The following is an 18,265-nucleotide window of genomic DNA, read 5'->3' on the forward strand; positions in this document are numbered from 1 at the left end:
GTTCTCACGCACATCGAGGATGTCACTCGACGCGGTCAGGGTGTTGTAGGTGCCGTAGTCGACGAAAGTGTCTCCGGTAGCACCTGAAGAGGATTCATAGACATTGGAATCCCCGCTGACCTGGATTTCCGCATTGCTATTGAGCAGGTCGATCGTGCTGTTGTTTGCCCAGACGTTGTTGCCGTTGCCGTTAACACTGAGGTAGTCGCCGCCACCCCACAGGTTCACTCCGTCGTTGCTGCCCGAGAGGTTGAAGCTGGTGTTGGCCCAGGTGCCAATACTGTCGCCGGTTCCGTTGACGGAGTAGCCCGAGCCGCCGAGCAGACCGAGGTAGTCGCCGCTGCCCCCCAGGTTCACTCCGTCGTTGCCGCCCGAAACGTTGGCTTGGCTGTTGCCGTTCAGGTAGATGCCAGTGCCTTGCCCATTCGCCGTGGTGCCGCCAAAGCCGTCGCCATTGGCATTGACGAGGTCGAGGTTCCCGTTGGTGCCGCCAACGACGGTCAACGCACCAGCGACGGTGTCGATGGTGTTGCCTCCGCCATAGGCACCGAGGCTGTCACCCGTCGCCTCTCGCACTGTGTTGTTATTGCCGAAGAGGTTTACCTGAGTATTGGTCGCCATTGAAATCGCACCGCCGTTGACATTGACGGCGTCGAAATCGTTGTTGGTTCCGGAAACGTTGAGTTGGTCGCCAGCACTCTCGTTGATGGTGTTGGCGCCGCCGATCACATTGACATCTGCGTTGCTGCCCAACACAACAGTGGCGTTGGAGTCCGTCACGGTGTCCGCGTTGGCCCCGGTGCCACTCAGGATGAAGGTGTCGCCGGCCTGCCCACTGATGGATTCGCTGCCTCCCGCGACTGTGACCTGTGCATTGGCGGCGGCCACGATGGTGTCGCCTGAACCGGTGATGGTGACCGTGCTGCCGGCCGCGACGTAAATTGTGGCGTTGCTCTCGGTCACGAGGTCGCCGTCGACGGCGTCCACCGTGACGCCCGTGCCGCTGATGGTGGCCCGGGTATTGGCGCCGAGGTTGACGGTGCCGTTAGTGATACTGACGCTTTCGCCCTGGCCTGTCAGATTGACCGTGCTGCCAGTTGCGCCTGAGACGGTGTTGTTGTCACCGGAAATATTCAGTGCGTCATTCTCGCCCGCGACGATCGTGTTACCGGTGCCCTCCACATCGCCGGTGGCACCATTGGAAAATGCCACATTTCCATTGGTTTCGTTGATTGAAATATTGCTTCCAGTTGCGTTGACGGAGTTATTTTGCCCTGACTCATTCAAATTTCCATTGATGCATGTTGCGATAGAGTTGCCGGAAATAATGGCGACTGTATTTCCACAAGTTACGGTATTTTCTCCGCTAGATGTCAGATTGGCGCTGCTGCCGTTGCTCAGTGCGATGTTGTTTCCACCACCCGTTATAGAAATACTCCCGGATCCAATTTCAATATTTACATGATCTGCAGTAATAGATCCGTCACTATTTACCGTGCCCAAATTCGGGGCGGCGTTGCCGCCCGCACCGATGTGGGTATGTGTTTGATCGGTCAGCGTGATCTGTCCATTCGAGATTTGCTCTTGCCAACTGACGCTTCCATCATTGTTGGTTGCGGTGTGCAGCGTGGTGTTTGTGGTGAGTAAGAACGGAGAATTGTTGTAGTCGATGCGAACAGATTCGCCCAGTTGGGATTCAACATTGTTTTCTGCGGCAACGGCTACTTGCTCCGCCAGGTTCGGAAATTTTCCCGACGAAGGGGTTTGAAAGTCAGCAGCAAGATTGGGATCTGTTGTGTGTGCTCCCTCATGGATCAATGCCATCGCCGATGAATCTACTCCAGAGGGAACTCCCGTGGAGTCAACAACGACAAATCCTTTTCCCGGATCCCAGTAGACGGTATTTGGTGCGCCCGAATTGTTAAAACCAGGAATTTGCGCCTGCTGCGCAAGCGTTGGAACATACTCGTCGTCTCCGCTGTGATTTATGCTAATGGAGACGCCTCGATCTACCATGCCTTGCAATATTGTCTGGGCATCAGAACTTCCCTGCAGGTAGGAGAGGGCTGAGTTCAGGCTATCGACATCGCTTTGCGCTGCCCCCGAGGAAATGGAAACACCAAAATTAGCCGCGGTGAATGTGGTCATTTAAATCCCTTGGTCTATAAAGGCTGAAAACTCAAGAAGCCGATTAATTTGGAGGGAAATCCGATTTTTTGGGGAAATTCGAACAATTGCCCCTCTCCATCACGCCCGATTTGCCTTGATTCGAGCGTTGCTTAACGGCGAGGGAGTATACTGATCCAACAAGTTCCTTATTCACCCTGATAGGAATTGCAGAAGATTTTGAATTGTCTTGAGACTCAACTATTTCGAACGATCCATCGAGGTGGGATATCACCCCCGGCAGTAAAGATTTGCCATTTACGGCTTCGATCGCGATAGTGCCAAAGCGAAAATCGTGAGGTGGAGCGTAATTTTGACCGAGGAGGATTTTTATTTTTTCCCCCGTAGGTAGTAGAAAATAAATCCCGTTCAAAGGCTCCCAGCCCATAGGGCTTGGCAGGGAATGTGGCTTTGATAGCTCAATCAATTGAGTTAATCTCGCGATACCTCTCTTGTCGATCAGAATGAGCTCACAGCCAGACGATAGCAATTCGGCTTCCTGCACCGCATTAGCGCGGAGTTTGAGTGGCAAAAAAAACATTCTGACCTCAGTGGCGTGACGCGCTTGCCGAAGAATCTCGTCAAGATTTTCTGAAGGTGCTTTTGCGAGTGCCCACTGCGAGGCCGCAACAAGAAAAAGGAAGAAGAAAATCCTGCGCGCTCTTGATTTGCAGTCGGCATGGAGGTAATTCATGGTTTTCCAAGCGTGTTTAGTGCTTTTATCGATTGCACTTCAAAATGCGGGGCGGCTTGGCTGGATTTTTGGAAAAATCACTTTAGGCATATTGAAGTCATCGCTTCAGCGAACTATATGGAATGAATGCTATTTGATGAGCGCCGCGAAAAAGTTAGCCGAAAATTAGCCAAAGCGTTGGAATTTTGGTTTTGCGCTTATTACTATTTCAACTGACCGCACCCTGACTTGCTTGGACGAACTCTTGCTGACACCCGCATCGAGGATGCTATCGCCCGTCGCGCCGTTGGCCGTGCCCACGTAGTCGCCGTTGCCGGTGACGGTGCCCACGACCCCGTTCTCACGCACATCGAGGATGTCGCTCGACGCAGCCATCCCGAAGGCGGCTCGCTCACCGGATCAGCTCGCGACCCGGTTCGTGCGGCTGATTGGCAAGCTGTACCGTGCGGAGGCCTTGGCCAGGGATTGGACGCCCGCGCGTCGGTTGCGGATGCGCTCGCGCTACAGCGCCGCGGTCGTGCGCGAGATCGAGCGACTGCTGCTGACGCACTTGCATAGTGTTGCGCCGTCGAGCTTGCTGGGCGAGGCACTGCACTACCTGCACGGGCAGTGGCCCAAGCTCGTGCGGTTCCTGGACAACGGCGCTTGGCCGCTGGGACTCCAACCCGGTGGAGAACGCGATTCGCCCCTTCGTGGTCGGAAGACGGTCATGGTTGTTCGCTGACACCGTAGGCGGCGCGAACGCCAGTGCCAATCTTTACTCGCTCATCGAGACCGCCAAGGCCAACAACGTCGAGCCCTACCGCTACCTCGTCGCGCTGTTCAAGAAGCTGCCGCTGGCGCAGACTGCCGACGACTACGAGGCGCTGCTGCCCTGGAACATCGAGCTCGTCGAACCGTAGACCTCTGCGCGCGCATCGATTCCGGCGCCGCGCGCAAGGGCGTGGTTTATTGAGCACCTTACGTTCTTCACTGGCATCGGCCCGGGTGATCGCGCGACGGCGGCTGGATATCCATGGCGAATCGCGCTCGATGACAACTCGGACAACACCGGCGGCAACGCCAACGTGAGCACGGGCCGCGGCGCTGAGTCGATCCGCAGCCTCCTGAGCGCGCCCTACCACGCACTCGACCTGCTGACCGCTGCACTCGACGTCGGCATCTCTGTGAAGAGCAGCGACGACGCTGGAACCACGGGTTCGGGCGGTCCACGAACGATCGCGCAATACAACTTCGGTCTGCAGCAAACCGCGTTTGCACAGCACCCAGGCGCAGAGGAAATCCGGACTTACCCCTGCAACGGCACGACGGGCACAGCGTTCGAGTTGAAGAACGAGTCGCCGAATCCGATCCCCGGCCGTGACCTTGCGGCGAACCCGATCGGCCAGCCGATCATCATCGCCGTGCGTCCTGGCCAGCTCGTGGAAATCACTTCTGCAACGATGGTGAAGAAATCCGACCTCACAGCGATCGCACTGCGCCCGACGATGACGTGCGCGAACGATCCGAACAGCCACCTCGACCCGAGTCGGGCGATCATCCTCCCGGATGTCCCGCCGGAACCCAACACCGAGTACACGGTGTCGATTGCTGGCACGAACACCGCGATCGCCGACTTCAATAACGGGCATCCAGTGAGCAGCGGCACCAATCCGGCGATCACGTCGAACGCGACGGGCGCCTTCATGAAAACGTTCACGTTCAAGATGGGAAGCTGATCGTAGATCGACTCGCGGGTGCGTTGCCCCTGGACCAGCCACCGACCGCCGATCTTTCGTACTCAAAGAAAAAGCGCCCGAAGGCGCTTTTCTTTGTTGAGGCTCCGAGCTCAGGGGCGAGGCATGTTGGCGTATGCGAGCGCCAAACACATCGGGAAAGCACTGACCCCACCTGCTGTGGCTGCGCAAGAGTTCGCGGCCGTGATAACGATGTATTCGTAGTCGACGTTCACACCGTTCAAGGCCCGGTTCGCCACACCTTGAGCGTTGCTGGCCACAGCCTGCGCATTGTTGGCTGCCTGGCGTGCGTCCTGGGCCACCTGGCCGGACCAATTGGCGGTGCTCTGGGCGTTGTTCGCGGTGCCCTGAGCGTTGTTCGCCAACGAAGTCACGTAGGCGATCGATTGCGCGATAGGGGCCCCTGCGACCTGCTGACCGCCGGTCGAATTCGCCACCTGGTAGGTCTGCGCATGCGCGCTGAAGGCAAGAGTAAGAACCAGCGCGGCGCCGGCCCATGGATTCATCTTCATCTGGAAGTTCCTTTCGAGTTGGTGACCGCTCGCAGGCCCGAAAGGAGGGTTGGATGTGCCGAGGAGATGAATCGGCCAAAGCCTGCGGGTGGTCGAAGCCAGTGTGCGGGTGGCACCTCTGTGCACTGAAATGACAAATTCACGCGGCCCTGATTGGCTCGCTAACCAATCTTCGCGAGCAAATCAGTCGCCCGAAGATGCGTATACCGCTTGAGCATCACAAACGACTTATGACCACTGATGCTCGAGGCCTCAATGGCGCTCATGCCCTTCTCAAACAATCTGGACACCCCCTCATGGCGTAGGTCGTGCCAACGCAAGCCACTGATCTTGAGACGCTTCAGGGTTCGTTTCCAGATCATCAAGACCGCGTTGGCCGTGCACCCGAACACTCTGCCGTCGATGCTGCGCGGCATGGCTTGCAGGACCGTCATCGCCTTCGACGACAGCGGGATTTCGTGCGGAACCCCTTTGTTTACGCGCTGATGGTAGGCGCGCGGAATCATGAGCACTCGGTCGGCCAAGCTGATCCACTCCCACCGCAGTTCGAAAAGCATGGCCTGCCGCAGCGTGGTCTCTACGGCCAGTTCGAAGGCGGGAGCAGCCCATGGGTTACCGGTCTCGGCAAGCGCCATTGCTAGGCGCTCCCGCTCGCCAGGGTGCAGGCGCCGATCGCGCGCCTTTGTGCCGCTGGGCTTTCGGATGTTCTTCAGCGGATTCGGCTGCCCTTCCCAGCCCCACTCCTTTCGTGCCATTTCGAACAGATGGCTTACCAATTGGAGCTCGAGTCTGATCGTATTCTCGGCACGGCCCGCCCGGCGCCGCTCGTCCCTATACGCCGCAAAGTCGGCCCCCCGCAGCGTTGCCATGAACCGTTGCGCAAGCGGATGCTGCTTCCAGCGTTCAATGCGCTGCAGGTCCCGTTCAGGATGCGCTTTACGGCTGCTGAAGTCACGCCCATAGCGATCGAATGCCTCCGCCAGCGTAGTGCTCTCGGCCTCCCGGTTGTCGCGGTAAGTCCCGCGGTCCATGTCCGCCTCGATCGCCCGTGCGATGCGGTGCGCTTCCGCTGACGTGTCGGCCGTGCCGAACCAGGCTGGCCAGCCTTTGCGCCGGATCTGGATCTTGTAGTTGCCCTCGCGGGTCTTTTGGATGCTTGCCAAGTGGTGGGTCCTCTGGTCGATCGATGAAGTGATCGATGAAGCCCACAATGTCCAGTGCACTGAAATTGCACTGAAATGACAAATTCGGCGCCGATTCCTGTTGTGCCCGCGCCATCCGAAAAGACAAAAAAAACGGCCGGAACCCGCATAGATGCTGGGTTTCGACCGATTCAGTGTTGGTGGTAGGACGTACTGGATTCGAACCAGTGACCAACGGATTAAAAGTCCGCTGCTCTACCAACTGAGCTAACGTCCCGGAACCATTTTTTCTTCTAGCCGGTATCGAATCCGGCAAAGCCTAAGATTATAGCGTGACGTTTGAGGCGATTTGGTCGAGAACCCAACCCGCTGCACATTGACCGAAGGTCGCGGTGACGCTGACCACCGATCCGTAGCCATGGCAGTTGAGCGAGCCGTCGCCTTCGATGGCGCATGACGCGTCGGGCGGCGCCACGCTTTCGCGGCTGAAGACGCAGGCAATGCCGATCTTGCGGCCTTCGCGCGGCGCGCCGTGTTCCTTGCGCAGGCGCTGGCGCAATTGCGCCAGCAAGGGGTCGTGCGTGACAAGCGACAGGTCGTCGATGTCGACCTTGTGCGCCTGCCGCTTGCCGCCCGCCGCGCCCACCGTGACGAACGCAGCGCGCGATGAAGAAGATGCACGCGCCCACGCCGCCATGGCCACCTTGGCCTTCACCTGGTCGCAGGCATCGATGATGGCCGTTGCCGGCCCGTTCGCGGCCTGCGCCGCATCGAGCAGCGATGTCCAGTTGCCGGGCTCGACGAAATCGTCGATCGCCTGCACCTTGCATCCGGGGTTGATCTGCGCGATGCGGTCGCGCATGGCTTCGACCTTGGCCTGTCCCACGGTGGCATCGAGCGCATGGATCTGGCGGTTGATGTTCGACTCCGACACGTGGTCGAGGTCGATCATCGTCAGCCGCCCCACCCCGCTGCGCGCCAGTGCCTCGACCGCCCACGAACCCACGCCACCGATGCCGACGACCAGCACATGCGCGTTGCGGATGCGCGCGGCACCGGCAACGCCGTACAGCCGCTCGAGTCCGCCGAAGCGGCGCGCAAGATCGGGCACCGCGGTGTCGGTGAGGACATCCGCGGCGGTGGGAGGAGTGGTGAAAGCGTCGATGACGATGGCACTCAAGCGCAAGGCTCCGCCGGCATCAACGCAGGCGCGAGAGGCGCTCGCGGCCGGCCTGCGCGGCTTCGGACTGCGGATAGGCCTTGGTCAGGTCTTCCAACGTGCGGCGCGCGGCGCGCGTGTCCTTCAGCTCGATCTGGCAGTTCGCGATCGACAGCACGGCCTCGGGGGCCTTGGCATGGTCGGGCGCGAGCGAGAGCATGGAGCGGAAGTTCGCGATGGCCTCGTTGTAGTTGCGCGTGGCGTACTGCGCATTGCCGAGCCAGAACAGCGCAGAAGCGTTGTAGCCGCTCTGCGGGTAGCGCTTGACGAATTCGGCGAACGCGGTCTGCGCCTGCGCGAACTGGCCCGAGCGGAACACGCCGAGGGCGGCGTCGAAGTCGGCCTTTTCCTTGGGATCGGCGGTGAACTCGCGGCCGTCCACCGATACCTTCGAGGGCTCGCTCTGCTTGAGCTTGTCGTCGATGGTGCTCTGGCGCGACTGCATCTCGCTCAGCGTGCGCGTGAGCTGCTCGTTCTGACCGGTCATGCGGGCGAGGTCGCCACGCATCTGCTCGATCTGGTTCTGCAGGTCGAGCAGGCTGCGGCGCAACTGACCGTTCTCGTCGGTCAGCCGCTGGTCGGTCTGCTGGCGCATGGCCTCGACGCGCTGGCGCAGATCGAGGATGGCGCGGCGAGCCTCGTCATCCTCGAACAGTGCGGCCTGCGACCCCATCGAGACGCAAAGCAGGGCGGCGGCCAGCGCCGCGCCTCGCATGAGAGCGCGTGGCATCACCGGGTGTAGCGGAGTTCGGCGCGGCGGTTCTGTGCCCATACTTCCTCACCCGAGCCCGGGACGGCAGGCTTTTCCTTGCCGAAGCTCACGGCCTCGATCTGGCCATCGCTCACGCCCAGCAGGGTCAGCGCGCGGCGGACGGCTTCGGCACGCTTCTGGCCGAGCGCCAGGTTGTATTCACGCCCGCCACGTTCGTCGGTGTGGCCTTCGATCGAGACGCGGCGCTGCGGATTGGCCTTGAGGAACCTGGCGTGGCCGTCGATCAGCGACTGGAATTCGGGCTTGACGGTGTAGCTGTCATAGTCGAAATAGACGATGCGCGCCACGCCAACCGGACCCTGCGCGGTGCCGGCGTTCTGATCGGCATTGACTGGCGTCACGGTGCTGGCGCCGCCGCCCTGCTGGCCCGCGGTGCCGCGCCCGTCGGTCACGGGCGTGTCGGTGAGCTTGGTGCCCGACGAGCAACCGGCGATGAGAGCCACGATGGCCAGCGAATAAATCGTACGTTTCAACATTTTTTCAAACTCCTCAAATAAACCTTGGTCATTGCTTTTGAAACGGACCCCAGTCCGGTTCCCTGATGTCTCCCGCCTGTCCCGCAAGCCGTGCCTTTATTTTTCCATCGAGCGTGGTCGTCATGAGCGCTTCGCGGCCTTGCAGGTGCGTTGCGTAGACGATCAGCTTGCTGTTCGGGGCAAAGCTTGGACTTTCGTCCGCGGAGGTGTCGGTGATCGCGCTGACGTTGCCGGTTGCCAACTCCATCACATGGAGTTTGAAGGCACCGCCCACGCGAGAGATGTAGGCCAACCACCGGCCATCGCCGCTGACAGACGGAGAGATGTTGTAGGTGCCGCTGAAGGTCACCCGCGTCGGGTTGCCGCCGCTGGCGCTCATCTTGTAGATCTGGGGCGCACCGCCGCGATCGCTCACGAAATAGATGGTGCCGCCGTCGGCCGAGTACACAGGCTCGGTGTCGATGCTTGCGCTTTGCGTCAGGCGACGCGGTTCGCCGCCGCCGGCCGGGATGGAGAACAGCTGCGAGCCGCCGTCGCGGCTGAGCGTGACGGCGAGCGAATTGCCGTCGGGCGCCCAGGCCGGTGCGCTGTTGGAACCCTTGAAGTTCGCAAGCAGCCGGCGCTGGCCGCTGGCCACGTTGTGCACGTACACGACCGGCTTGCGCGATTCGAAGGACACGTATGCCAGCTGCTGGCCATTGGAGGACCAGCAGGGCGAGATGATGGGTTCGGGGCTGGCGAGCGCGGCTTGTGCGTTCTCGCCGTCGGCATCGGCCACCCACAGCGAGTAGCGGCTGCCACCCTTGGTGACGTAAGCGATGCGGGTCGAGAAGATGCCCTTTTCGCCGGTCAGCTTCTCGTAGACGTAGTCGGCAATGCGGTGCGAGGCAAGGCGCAGGTCGCCTTGCGGCACGGTGTAGCTCTGGCCACCGAGATCCTGCCCCTTCACCACATCCCACAGGCGGAACTTCACGTCGAAGCGGCCGTCGCCCAGCCGGGTGACGCTGCCCACCACGAGCGAGTCGGCGGTGCGCTGGCGCCACAGCGACAGGTCGGGACGGGAGGCTTCGTCCAGCGCCTGGCCCGAGGCATCCACGCCGCGGAACTGGCCGCTGCGTTCCAGGTCGGCCTGGACGATGTCCGAGATCTTCTGGGGCGAGCCTTCCTGGCCCTTGAAAGGAACGAGCGCGATCGGCAACTGCGTGAGCCCGACGCCCGACACCTCGACCCGGAACTGGGCCAGTGCAGGAATCATGGGGGTGGCAGCGAGGGCCGCAATGAGAGTGCGGCGTGCAAAAAGTGATGAAGAAGGAGTTGGAATTGGAGTTGGCAACGGCTTGTTCATGCGATTCGGAGAGGTTTCCGGGTAAAAAGTTCTCCCCGGCTTTGTCGGGCCACATGTTACACACTGGCTTGGGGCGGCCGTCACAAAACGTTTATCGAGCGGCGCGGTCCTACAGAAGCAACCGCGGCAAGCGCTGAACGAGGCCCCCCGTAGAATCCGCCGCCATGCAAGCATCCCCCGGCGGCGAGAACGCCCGCCCTCCCCTGATGCGCCGTCTGGCGCGACTCATGACCTGGTTTGGCGGTTCGCGCCAATGGTGGGCCCTCGGACTGAGCGGGGCGATGCTGGCTGCAATCACCGAGCCGCTGATGGCCGCGCTGTTGAAGCCACTGCTCGATCGCGGCTTCACGCGCGGCGAAATGCCCCTGTGGTTCGTGCCTGCCGCCGTGCTGCTGCTGTTCGCGGTGCGCGGCATCGCCCAGTTCATCTCCCAGTACGCCCTGTCGCGCATCGCCAACGAAGGCATGCAGAAGCTGCGACGGGTGCTGTTCGAGCACCTGCTCGGCGCCGAACTCGCGCTGTTCGCGCGCCAATCGGCCAGCACCCTGTCGAACACGGTGGTCTACGAAGTGCAGACCGGCGCAATGCTGCTGGTGCAGGCGCTGCTCGGCCTTTCGCGCGACGGCTTCACGCTCATCGCGCTGCTCGGCTATCTGGTTTACCTGAACTGGAAGCTCACCCTGATCGTCGCATTCCTCGTGCCCAGCATCTCTTGGATCATGAAGGTGTTCTCCAAGCGGCTGTACCGCCTCACCCAGCAAGGCCAGCAGGCCACCGACGAACTGGCCTACGTGGTCGAGGAGAACGTGCTCGCCCACCGCGTGGTGCGCCTGCACGGCGCGGAAGGCGCGCAGGGCCGCCGCTTCGAACAGCTGAGCCAGCGCCTGAACCGTCTGGCCGTGAAGTCGACCATCGCGCAGGCGGCCACCACGCCGCTCACGCAGATGATGGCGTCTCTCGCGCTGTCGGTGGTGGTGATGATCGCGCTCTGGCAAAGCGGCAAGCAGGGCTTCACGGTGGGCGGCTTCGTTGCCTACATCACGGCCATGCTGATGCTGATTGCGCCGATCCGGCGCCTCGCCGAAGTGGCCGGCCCGATCACGCGCGGCCTCGCCGCACTGGAGCGCGGGCTGGTCCTGATCGACGACGTGGCATCGGAGTCGCAGGGCACGTTCCAGGTCGAACATGCGGAAGGACACATCGAGCTGCGCAACGTGCAGGTCAGCTACCGAGGCGAAGACGAACAACGCGCGCTCGACGGCGTGAGCCTGACCATCGAGCCCGGCCAGGTGGTCGCATTCGTCGGCCCCTCGGGTTCGGGCAAGACCACGCTGGTCAATCTGCTGCCCCGCTTCGTGCAGCCCAGCGGCGGCCAGGTGCTGCTCGATGGGCACGACACCAGCGAATGGCAACTGAAGAGCCTGCGCGCCCAGTTCGCCATGGTGAGTCAGGACGTCGTGATGCTCAACGAGACGCTGGCCGCCAACGTGGCGCTGGGCGCAGAGATCGACCGCGAGCGCGTGCTGCAGTGCATCGCGGCGGCCAACCTCAGTGCGCACGTCGAAAGCCTGCCCCAGGGCATGGACACGGTGCTCGGCCACAACGCCACACAGCTGTCGGGCGGCCAGCGCCAGCGCCTCGCCATTGCCCGCGCGCTGTACAAGAACGCCCCCGTGCTGCTGCTCGACGAAGCCACCTCGGCCCTCGACACCGAGTCCGAGCGGCTGGTTCAGGACGCCCTGCAGCGCCTGATGCAGAACCGCACGACGCTGATCGTGGCCCACCGCCTCTCGACCATCCAGCACGCCGACCGGATCATCGTGATGGAGCAAGGCCGCATCGCGGAGCAAGGCAGTCACGCACAGCTCATGGCGCTGGACGGGCTCTATGCGCGGCTGCAGACACTGGCCGTGCGCAGCGCCACGCCGGGGCAGGATCCGACGCTCTAAAGCAGCACGATGTCGTACTGCCCCTGCCCGATCGCGGGCTCGGACTGCAGCGAAATCGGCTTGCCGATGAAGTCGCTCAGCCCCGCCAGGTGCTGGCTTTCCTCATCGAGGAACAGCTCGATCACCTGCGGCGACGACACGATGCGGAACTCGCGCGGCGTGAACTGCCGCGCTTCGCGCAGGATTTCGCGCATCACGTCGTAGGCCACGCTGCGTGCGGTCTTCACGATGCCCTGCCCGCCACAGGCCACGCAGGGCTCGCACAGCATGTGCGCCAGCGATTCGCGGGTGCGCTTGCGTGTCATCTCGACCAGTCCGAGCTGCGAGAAACCGCCGGCCGTGGTCTTCACTCGGTCGCGCGCAAGCTGCTTGCGGAATTCCGCCAGCACTTGCTCGCGGTGGTCGTCGCGGCCCATGTCGATGAAGTCGACGATGATGATCCCGCCCAGGTTGCGCAGCCGCAGCTGCCGTGCGATGGCCTGTGCCGCCTCGAGGTTCGTCTTGAAGATGGTGTCGTCGAAGTTGCGCGCGCCGACGAAGCCGCCGGTGTTCACGTCCACCGTAGTCAGCGCCTCGGTCTGGTCGACCACCAGGTAGCCACCCGACTTGAGCTCGACGCGCCGGCCCAGCGCCTTCGCGATTTCCTCGTCGACCGAATACAGATCGAAGATCGGCCGCTCGCCCCTGTAGTGCTGCAGCTTGCCGGCCGCCTTGGGCATGAACTCGAGGCCGAACTTCAACAGCACCTCGAACTGCTCGCGCGAATCGATGCGGATGGTCTGCGTGTCCTCGCTGGTCATGTCGCGCAGCACGCGCTGCAGCAGGCTCAGGTCCTGGTGCAGCAGCGACATCGGCGGCATGCGCATCGATGCCTCGCGGATGCGCGACCAGGTCTTGCGCAGGTAGGCGATGTCTTCGGCCAGTTCGGGGTCGCTGGAATCTTCGCCGTTGGTGCGCAGGATGAAGCCGCCCGTGTTGACGGGCACGACGCCGCCGCTGTCGGCAGCCGCGGCCGCCTCGATCAGCGCGAGCATGCGGTTGCGCAGCGACTCGCGCTGGTCCGACGGAATCTTCTGCGAAACGCCGATGTGGTTGTCCTGCGGCAGGAACACCAGCAGCCGACCGGCAATGCTGATCTGCGTCGACAGCCGCGCGCCCTTGGTGCCGATGGGGTCCTTGATGACCTGCACCAGCAGCGACTGGCCTTCGAACACCTGCTTCTCGATCGGCACCATCGGGCCGCCGTTGCGATGGTCGCGCTCGGGCGCCGGTGCGCTGGGCCGCGAGCCCGGCGTGAACGGCGAGACGATGTCGGCCACGTGCAGGAAGGCAGTGCGCTCCAGGCCGATGTCGATGAAGGCCGACTGCATGCCCGGCAGCACGCGCGACACCTTGCCGAGGTAGATGTTGCCGACGAGTCCGCGCTCGAGCGTGCGCTCGACGTGCAGCTCTTGCACCGCGCCGTGCTCGACCAGCGCCACACGGGTCTCCTGCGGAGACCAGTTGATCAGGATGTCTTGCATGGAATTCTCAGGTATTGAAACCGGCGTTTCGAAGCAGCTGCGCGGTCTCGAACATGGGGAGGCCCATGATGCCCGAATAGGACCCGCTGATGTGCTCGATGAACGCGGCCGCCGCACCCTGGATGGCATAGGCCCCGGCCTTGCCGAGCGGCTCGCCGCTGTCGGCGTAGCGGGCGATCTGCGCATCGGTGATGTCGGCGAAGCGCACGCGCGACACGCTGAGCGCCGCATGGCGCTGCGTGCCGTGCTGCAGCGCCACGGCCGTCAGCACGCGATGCGTGCTTCCTGACAGCATCCGCAACATGCGCGCGGCATCCTTCTCGTCCTCGGGCTTGCCGAGGATGGCGCGGCCGAGCGTAACCGTGGTGTCCGCGCAGAGCACCGGCGCCTCGGCCAGTCCGCGGCTCCGGAGCCGGGCCACGGCGGCATCGAGCTTCAGCGCCGTGACGCGCTGCACGTAAGTCGCCGGGGCCTCATTGGGCAGCACGGCTTCGAGCGATTCGGCGTCTTCGCCGGCATCGGCCAGCAGCAATGCATGGCGAACGCCGAGCTGGCCGAGCAGTTGGGCGCGGCGGGGGCTTTGTGAAGCGAGGTAGATGAAATCCGACAAGGCTCAGTGCTCCTGAAGGGCCGAGCGGCGGCCGCCCGGGTCCGAAAAGAAAGTGAAGGACTGCAAGGCCACCGATGAGGCATCGAGCCGCGCGGCCCGCCCGTCGGTGCTGGTCATTCGCGGTGGTAGGGATGACCTGCGTTGACCGACCACGCCCGATACAACTGCTCGACCAGCAGCACCCGCGCCATCGCGTGCGGCAGCGTCAGGTCGGACAGCCGGATGCGCTCGTGGGCTGCAGCCTTGAAGGCCGGGTCGAGGCCGTCGGGCCCGCCGATGACCAGGGCCACGTCATCGCCCTCGCCCTGCCAGGCCTGCAGCCGTGCAGCAAGCGCCTTGGTGGTCAGTGCCGTGCCGCGTTCGTCGAGCGCGACGATGCGCATGGCGCGCGCCGAGCTTTTGGCAATGGCGCCCTCGATGCGTTCGCGCTCGGCGGCATACAGCGTTTCCAGCGACTTGGAGCCGCGCGGCTCGGTCTTGACGGCGCGCAGCTCGAGCTTGAGCTCGGGCGGGAAGCGCTTGGCGTAGTCATCCCAGGCAGTCTGAGCCCAATCGGGCATGCGTTGCCCGACGGCGACCACCAGCAGCTTCATGCGCGGCGGGCTGGCGCCTTCTTGGCTGCCGCCGCCTTCTTCGCAGCGGGCTTCTTGGCGGCGGGCTTGCCGACGACCTTGACCGGCACGCGCGCGGTGGTTGCCTTCTTGGCAGGCACCTTCTTCGCAGGCACCTTCTTCGCAGCCGTTTTCCTGGCCGGGGCCTTAGCGACCTTGGCTTCCTGCTCGGCTGCGCGGATCGCGGTCTTGGAGGCGCTCGAACGGCGCAGCGTGGGCTCCTTGCCGGCGGCCTTCTTCTTGCCTTCGGGTTCGTCCTTGACCGACGAGCTGGTCGCCATGGCAGGCTTGGCGCCGCCGAGCTTGGCGCGCACCGGCTTGTCGCCCCAGATCTCTTCGAGGTGGTAGTACTGGCGGATGGCGGGCTGCATGATGTGCGCCACGGCCGCGCCGCAGTCCACGATGATCCACTCGCCGTTGTCCTCGCCCTCGATGCGCGGCTTGCCGAAACCGGCTTCGCGCACCGCATCGCGCACGCTGGCGGCCAGCGCCTTGGTCTGGCGATTGGAGGTGCCCGACGCGACGATCACGCGCTCGAACAGCGGCGAAAGATGTTCTGTGTCGAATACCTGGATGTCCTGCGCCTTGACGTCTTCGAGACCATCGATGATGGCTCGCTGGAGTTTCTGGGTGTCTTTCTTGGCGGCGGCTTCAGTGGTCATCAGGCAGAGCGGTAGAGGTGGTGTTGGTCAATATAGCGTGCAACCGTGGGCGGAACCAGCGAGGAAATGTCCACGCCAAGCGCCGCGCACCGCCGGATCTCGGTGGCACTGGTGTCCAAGGGTGGCAGTTCGAGCGCCTCGAAACGAGCGCCAGCCGGAAGGCCGGGCAGCATTTTCGGATCAAAACGAGCAGTGTCGCCCGTCGATAATGCGCGATACGCTACAGAAACAATAGCAATGCCGAGTATATCCTGCCAGCCGTGCCAGGTCGGCAATGCGCTCGCCTGGTCGGCGCCCATGATCAGGACCAGCTGTGCGCCGGGCTGCTCCCGCTGCAGTTCGTTCAGCGTGTCGAGGGTGTAGGTCGGGCCGTCGCGCAGCACTTCGCGGCTGTCGACGACGACGGTGCCCTTCAGGCCGGAGAAGGCCAGGCGCGTCATCGCGAGGCGGTCTTCCTTCGGCGTCAGCGCCCTGCTCTTGTGCCAGGCCTGCCCGGTGGGAATGACGTGCAGTTCGGCAAGGTCCAGTTGAGCCAGCGCGGCTTCGGCAAGCGCCACATGGGCGTTGTGCGGCGGGTCGAACGCGCCACCGAAAACGCCGATGCGGGGAGCTTTGCCGGAAGGGTTCACAACCAGTCGCGCCGCACGATGAAGTCGCTGTACAGCGCGGCTTCGGGGCTGCCCGGTTCGGGCTGCTGCCGGTAGGCCCAGCTTGCCAGCGGCGGCATCGAGAGCAGGATCGATTCGGTGCGTCCGCCCGACTGGAGGCCGAAGTGCGTACCGCGGTCCCACACGAGGTTGAACTCCACGTACCGGCCGCGCCGGTAGAGCTGGAAGTTGCGCTCGCGCTCGGTGTAGGGCGTGGCGCGGCGGCGCTCCACGATGGGCAGGTAGGCCGGCAGGAAACCGTTGCCCACCGAACGGATCAGCGCGAAGCCGTTCTCGAAACCGCCCTCGGAAAAATCGTCGAAGAAGATGCCGCCGATGCCGCGCTGCTCGTTGCGGTGCTTCAGGAAGAAATACTCGTCGCACCACGTCTTGAAGCGCGGGTACTTGTCGTCGCCGAAGGGCGCAAGCGCATCGCGGCACGCGGCGTGGAAGTGAACCGCGTCTTCCTCGAAACCGTAGCAAGGCGTGAGGTCCATGCCGCCGCCGAACCAGCAGACCGGCTCGCCGCCTTCGGGCAGGGCAGCCAGCATGCGCACGTTCATGTGAACGATGGGCACGTAGGGGTTGCGCGGGTGGAACACCAGCGACACACCCATCGCCTCGAAAGGCGCGCCCGCCAACTCGGGCCGGTTCTGCGTGGCCGAGGGTGGCAGCTTCGCTCCGCGCACCTGCGAGAAGCCGCAGCCCGCGCGCTCGAAGAGTTCGCCGCCTTCGAGGATGCAGGTCAGCCCGTGGCCGCTCAGCGGCTCATCCGCAGCCTTCTGCCAGGCGTCGCGCACACATGCACCGCCATCGGCCTTCTCGAGCGCCGCGATGATCGACTGCTGCAGCCCGCGAAGATATTCGCCGACCGCTGCCGGATTGGTTTGCAGCATCAGGCGCCGTGAGGGTTGCGCGCATGAACCGCGCGGAATCCGATGTCCTTGCGGTATTGCGCGCCGTCGAAGCTGACGCGCGCCGCAACCTCATAGGCCCGTTGCTGCGCCTGCTTCACGCTGTCGGCCAGCACGGTCACGCAGAGCACGCGGCCGCCGCTGGTCTTGAGCTCGCCGTCCTGCAGCGTCGTGCCGGCGTGGAACACCACGGCGTCGGGCGCCTCGGCCGGAATGCCGGTGATGCGGTCGCCCTTGCGCGGCGACAGCGGGTAGCCGTGCGCGGCCATCACCACGCCCAGGGCCACGCGCCGGTCCCATTGGAGCTCGACCTGGTCGAGCGTGCCGTCGGTGGCATGCCAGAACACTTCGAAGAGGTCGGACTTGAGACGCATCATGATCGGCTGCGTCTCGGGGTCGCCCATGCGGCAGTTGAATTCGAGTGTCTTCGGATGGCCTGCGGCGTCGATCATCAGGCCGGCATAGAGGAAGCCGGTGAACGGAATGCCGTCTTTTTCCATGCCGCGGATGGTCGGCAGGATGATTTCGCGCATGGCACGCGCATGCACCTCGGCCGTGACCACCGGCGCGGGCGAGTACGCGCCCATGCCGCCGGTGTTGGGGCCTTCGTCATTGTCGAGCAGGCGCTTGTGGTCCTGGCTGGTGGCCAGCGCGGTCACGTTCTTGCCGTCGCACAGTACGATGAAGCTGGCTTCCTCTCCCTGCAGGAATTCTTCGATGACGACGCGCGCGCCGCCTTCGTTGTGCGACACACCGAACTTGTTGTCCACCAGCATGAAGTCGACGGCCTCGTGCGCTTCCTGCGCGGTCATGGCCACCACCACGCCCTTGCCTGCCGCCAGGCCGTCGGCCTTGACGACGATGGGCGCACCCTTGGCATCGATGTACGCATGTGCCGCGGCGGCGTCGGTGAAGGCCTCGTATTCGGCCGTCGGTATTTTGTGGCGCTGCATGAACGCCTTGGAGAACGCCTTCGAGCTTTCGAGCTGCGCGGCCGCCTGCGTCGGGCCGAAGATGCGCAGGCCGTGCGCACGGAACTCGTCGACCACGCCCGCGGCGAGCGGCCCCTCCGGGCCGACCACGGTCAGCGCGATCTTTTCCTTGATGGCCCACTCGCGCAATGCGGCAGGCTCGGTGATGTCGATGCAGTCGTAGCGTTCGTCGCCCGCAGTGCCGCCGTTGCCCGGCGCCACGTACACGCGGCTCACCCGGGCAGCTTGCGCCAGGCGCCATGCCAGAGCGTGTTCACGGCCCCCGCCCCCAATTACCAGTACCTTCATTCGCGGG

At 63.5% G+C, this 18,265-nt stretch carries 17 protein-coding genes, 1 tRNA gene and 1 pseudogene; 3 read left to right on the forward strand and 16 right to left on the reverse strand.

Annotation, left to right across the window (positions count from 1 at the left end; genetic code table 11):
• Together PMI12_RS28625 and PMI12_RS28630 are read right to left on the reverse strand one after the other, a co-directional pair.
• Positions 1 to 2,148, reverse strand: a 2,148-nt coding sequence (locus PMI12_RS28625) for a beta strand repeat-containing protein (protein ID WP_443259914.1), incomplete at its 3' end; no start/stop codon positions are given.
• A gap of 43 nt (positions 2,149 to 2,191) precedes the next feature.
• Positions 2,192 to 2,860, reverse strand: a complete 669-nt coding sequence (locus PMI12_RS28630) for a hypothetical protein (RefSeq protein WP_007829177.1) — start codon at positions 2,858 to 2,860, stop codon at positions 2,192 to 2,194.
• A 367-nt stretch (positions 2,861 to 3,227) separates the two neighbouring features.
• On the opposite strand from PMI12_RS28630, the pseudogene PMI12_RS27995 reads away from it, so the two are divergent.
• Together PMI12_RS27995 and PMI12_RS03465 are read left to right on the forward strand one after the other, a co-directional pair.
• Positions 3,228 to 3,762, forward strand: a pseudogene (locus PMI12_RS27995) (IS66 family transposase); the annotation flags it as partial.
• A 165-nt stretch (positions 3,763 to 3,927) separates the two neighbouring features.
• Positions 3,928 to 4,578, forward strand: coding sequence for a hypothetical protein (locus PMI12_RS03465; protein WP_007829181.1), 651 nt, complete (start codon positions 3,928 to 3,930; stop codon positions 4,576 to 4,578).
• A 110-nt stretch (positions 4,579 to 4,688) separates the two neighbouring features.
• Here the strand turns inward: PMI12_RS03465 and PMI12_RS03470 are convergent, their stop codons facing one another.
• The 7 genes from PMI12_RS03470 to tolB all read right to left on the reverse strand — a co-directional run bounded on the left by PMI12_RS03470 (position 4,689) and on the right by tolB (position 9,972).
• Positions 4,689 to 5,108, reverse strand: coding sequence for an alanine-zipper protein (locus PMI12_RS03470; RefSeq protein ID WP_007829182.1), 420 nt, complete (start codon positions 5,106 to 5,108; stop codon positions 4,689 to 4,691).
• Between the two features lie 161 nt (positions 5,109 to 5,269).
• Positions 5,270 to 6,271, reverse strand: coding sequence for a site-specific integrase (locus tag PMI12_RS03475; RefSeq protein ID WP_007829183.1), 1,002 nt, complete (start codon positions 6,269 to 6,271; stop codon positions 5,270 to 5,272).
• Between the two features lie 180 nt (positions 6,272 to 6,451).
• Positions 6,452 to 6,527 (reverse strand) — tRNA-Lys (locus PMI12_RS03480).
• Positions 6,528 to 6,575: 48 nt separating this feature from the next.
• The gene (locus PMI12_RS03485; RefSeq protein ID WP_007829184.1) at positions 6,576 to 7,430 is read right to left on the reverse strand and encodes a tRNA threonylcarbamoyladenosine dehydratase; all 855 of its coding nucleotides are present in this window, start codon (positions 7,428 to 7,430) and stop codon (positions 6,576 to 6,578) included.
• 19 nt (positions 7,431 to 7,449) lie between these two features.
• A complete protein-coding gene (ybgF, locus tag PMI12_RS03490; protein WP_042672779.1) occupies positions 7,450 to 8,199 on the reverse strand; it encodes a tol-pal system protein YbgF in 750 nt (249 codons plus the stop codon).
• Positions 8,199 to 8,717 carry a peptidoglycan-associated lipoprotein Pal gene (pal, locus tag PMI12_RS03495; RefSeq protein WP_007829187.1) on the reverse strand — a complete coding sequence of 173 codons (519 nt, stop codon included), beginning with the start codon at positions 8,715 to 8,717 and terminating at the stop codon, positions 8,199 to 8,201. Before pal ends, ybgF begins: the two co-directional genes overlap by 1 nt.
• 28 nt (positions 8,718 to 8,745) lie before the next feature.
• Entirely contained in the window at positions 8,746 to 9,972 is a 1,227-nt protein-coding gene (gene tolB / locus PMI12_RS03500; RefSeq protein WP_007829189.1) for a Tol-Pal system beta propeller repeat protein TolB, read from the reverse strand.
• A gap of 254 nt (positions 9,973 to 10,226) precedes the next feature.
• Here tolB and msbA point away from each other — a divergent pair, with 254 nt between their 5' ends.
• The gene (gene msbA / locus PMI12_RS03505) at positions 10,227 to 12,011 is read left to right on the forward strand and encodes a lipid A export permease/ATP-binding protein MsbA (RefSeq protein WP_007829191.1); all 1,785 of its coding nucleotides are present in this window, start codon (positions 10,227 to 10,229) and stop codon (positions 12,009 to 12,011) included.
• On the opposite strand, the gene rng is transcribed toward msbA, so the two are convergent.
• From rng to purD, 7 genes are all read right to left on the reverse strand, one after another.
• A complete protein-coding gene (gene rng / locus PMI12_RS03510; protein ID WP_007829193.1) occupies positions 12,008 to 13,534 on the reverse strand; it encodes a ribonuclease G in 1,527 nt (508 codons plus the stop codon). The two genes, msbA and rng, sit on opposite strands and share 4 nt — an antisense overlap.
• Before the next feature lie 7 nt (positions 13,535 to 13,541).
• Positions 13,542 to 14,144 (reverse strand): Maf family protein, encoded by a 603-nt coding sequence (locus tag PMI12_RS03515; protein WP_007829195.1) that lies wholly within the window; start codon positions 14,142 to 14,144, stop codon positions 13,542 to 13,544.
• A gap of 113 nt (positions 14,145 to 14,257) precedes the next feature.
• Positions 14,258 to 14,737, reverse strand: a complete 480-nt coding sequence (gene rlmH / locus PMI12_RS03520) for a 23S rRNA (pseudouridine(1915)-N(3))-methyltransferase RlmH (RefSeq protein ID WP_007829199.1) — start codon at positions 14,735 to 14,737, stop codon at positions 14,258 to 14,260.
• Entirely contained in the window at positions 14,734 to 15,417 is a 684-nt protein-coding gene (rsfS, locus tag PMI12_RS03525; protein WP_007829208.1) for a ribosome silencing factor, read from the reverse strand. The genes rlmH and rsfS overlap by 4 nt, the downstream gene beginning before the upstream one ends.
• On the reverse strand, positions 15,417 to 16,046 hold the full coding sequence (gene nadD / locus PMI12_RS03530) for a nicotinate (nicotinamide) nucleotide adenylyltransferase (RefSeq protein ID WP_007829210.1): 630 nt from the start codon (positions 16,044 to 16,046) through the stop codon (positions 15,417 to 15,419). The genes rsfS and nadD overlap by 1 nt, the downstream gene beginning before the upstream one ends.
• Positions 16,043 to 16,960, reverse strand: a complete 918-nt coding sequence (hemF, locus tag PMI12_RS03535; protein WP_007829212.1) for an oxygen-dependent coproporphyrinogen oxidase — start codon at positions 16,958 to 16,960, stop codon at positions 16,043 to 16,045. Before hemF ends, nadD begins: the two co-directional genes overlap by 4 nt.
• Entirely contained in the window at positions 16,960 to 18,258 is a 1,299-nt protein-coding gene (purD, locus tag PMI12_RS03540; protein WP_007829213.1) for a phosphoribosylamine--glycine ligase, read from the reverse strand. The genes hemF and purD overlap by 1 nt, the downstream gene beginning before the upstream one ends.
• Between the last annotated feature and the right edge of the window lie 7 nt (positions 18,259 to 18,265).

The organism is Variovorax sp. CF313 (assembly GCF_000282635.1).
In the GTDB taxonomy this organism is placed as follows: domain Bacteria; phylum Pseudomonadota; class Gammaproteobacteria; order Burkholderiales; family Burkholderiaceae_C; genus Variovorax.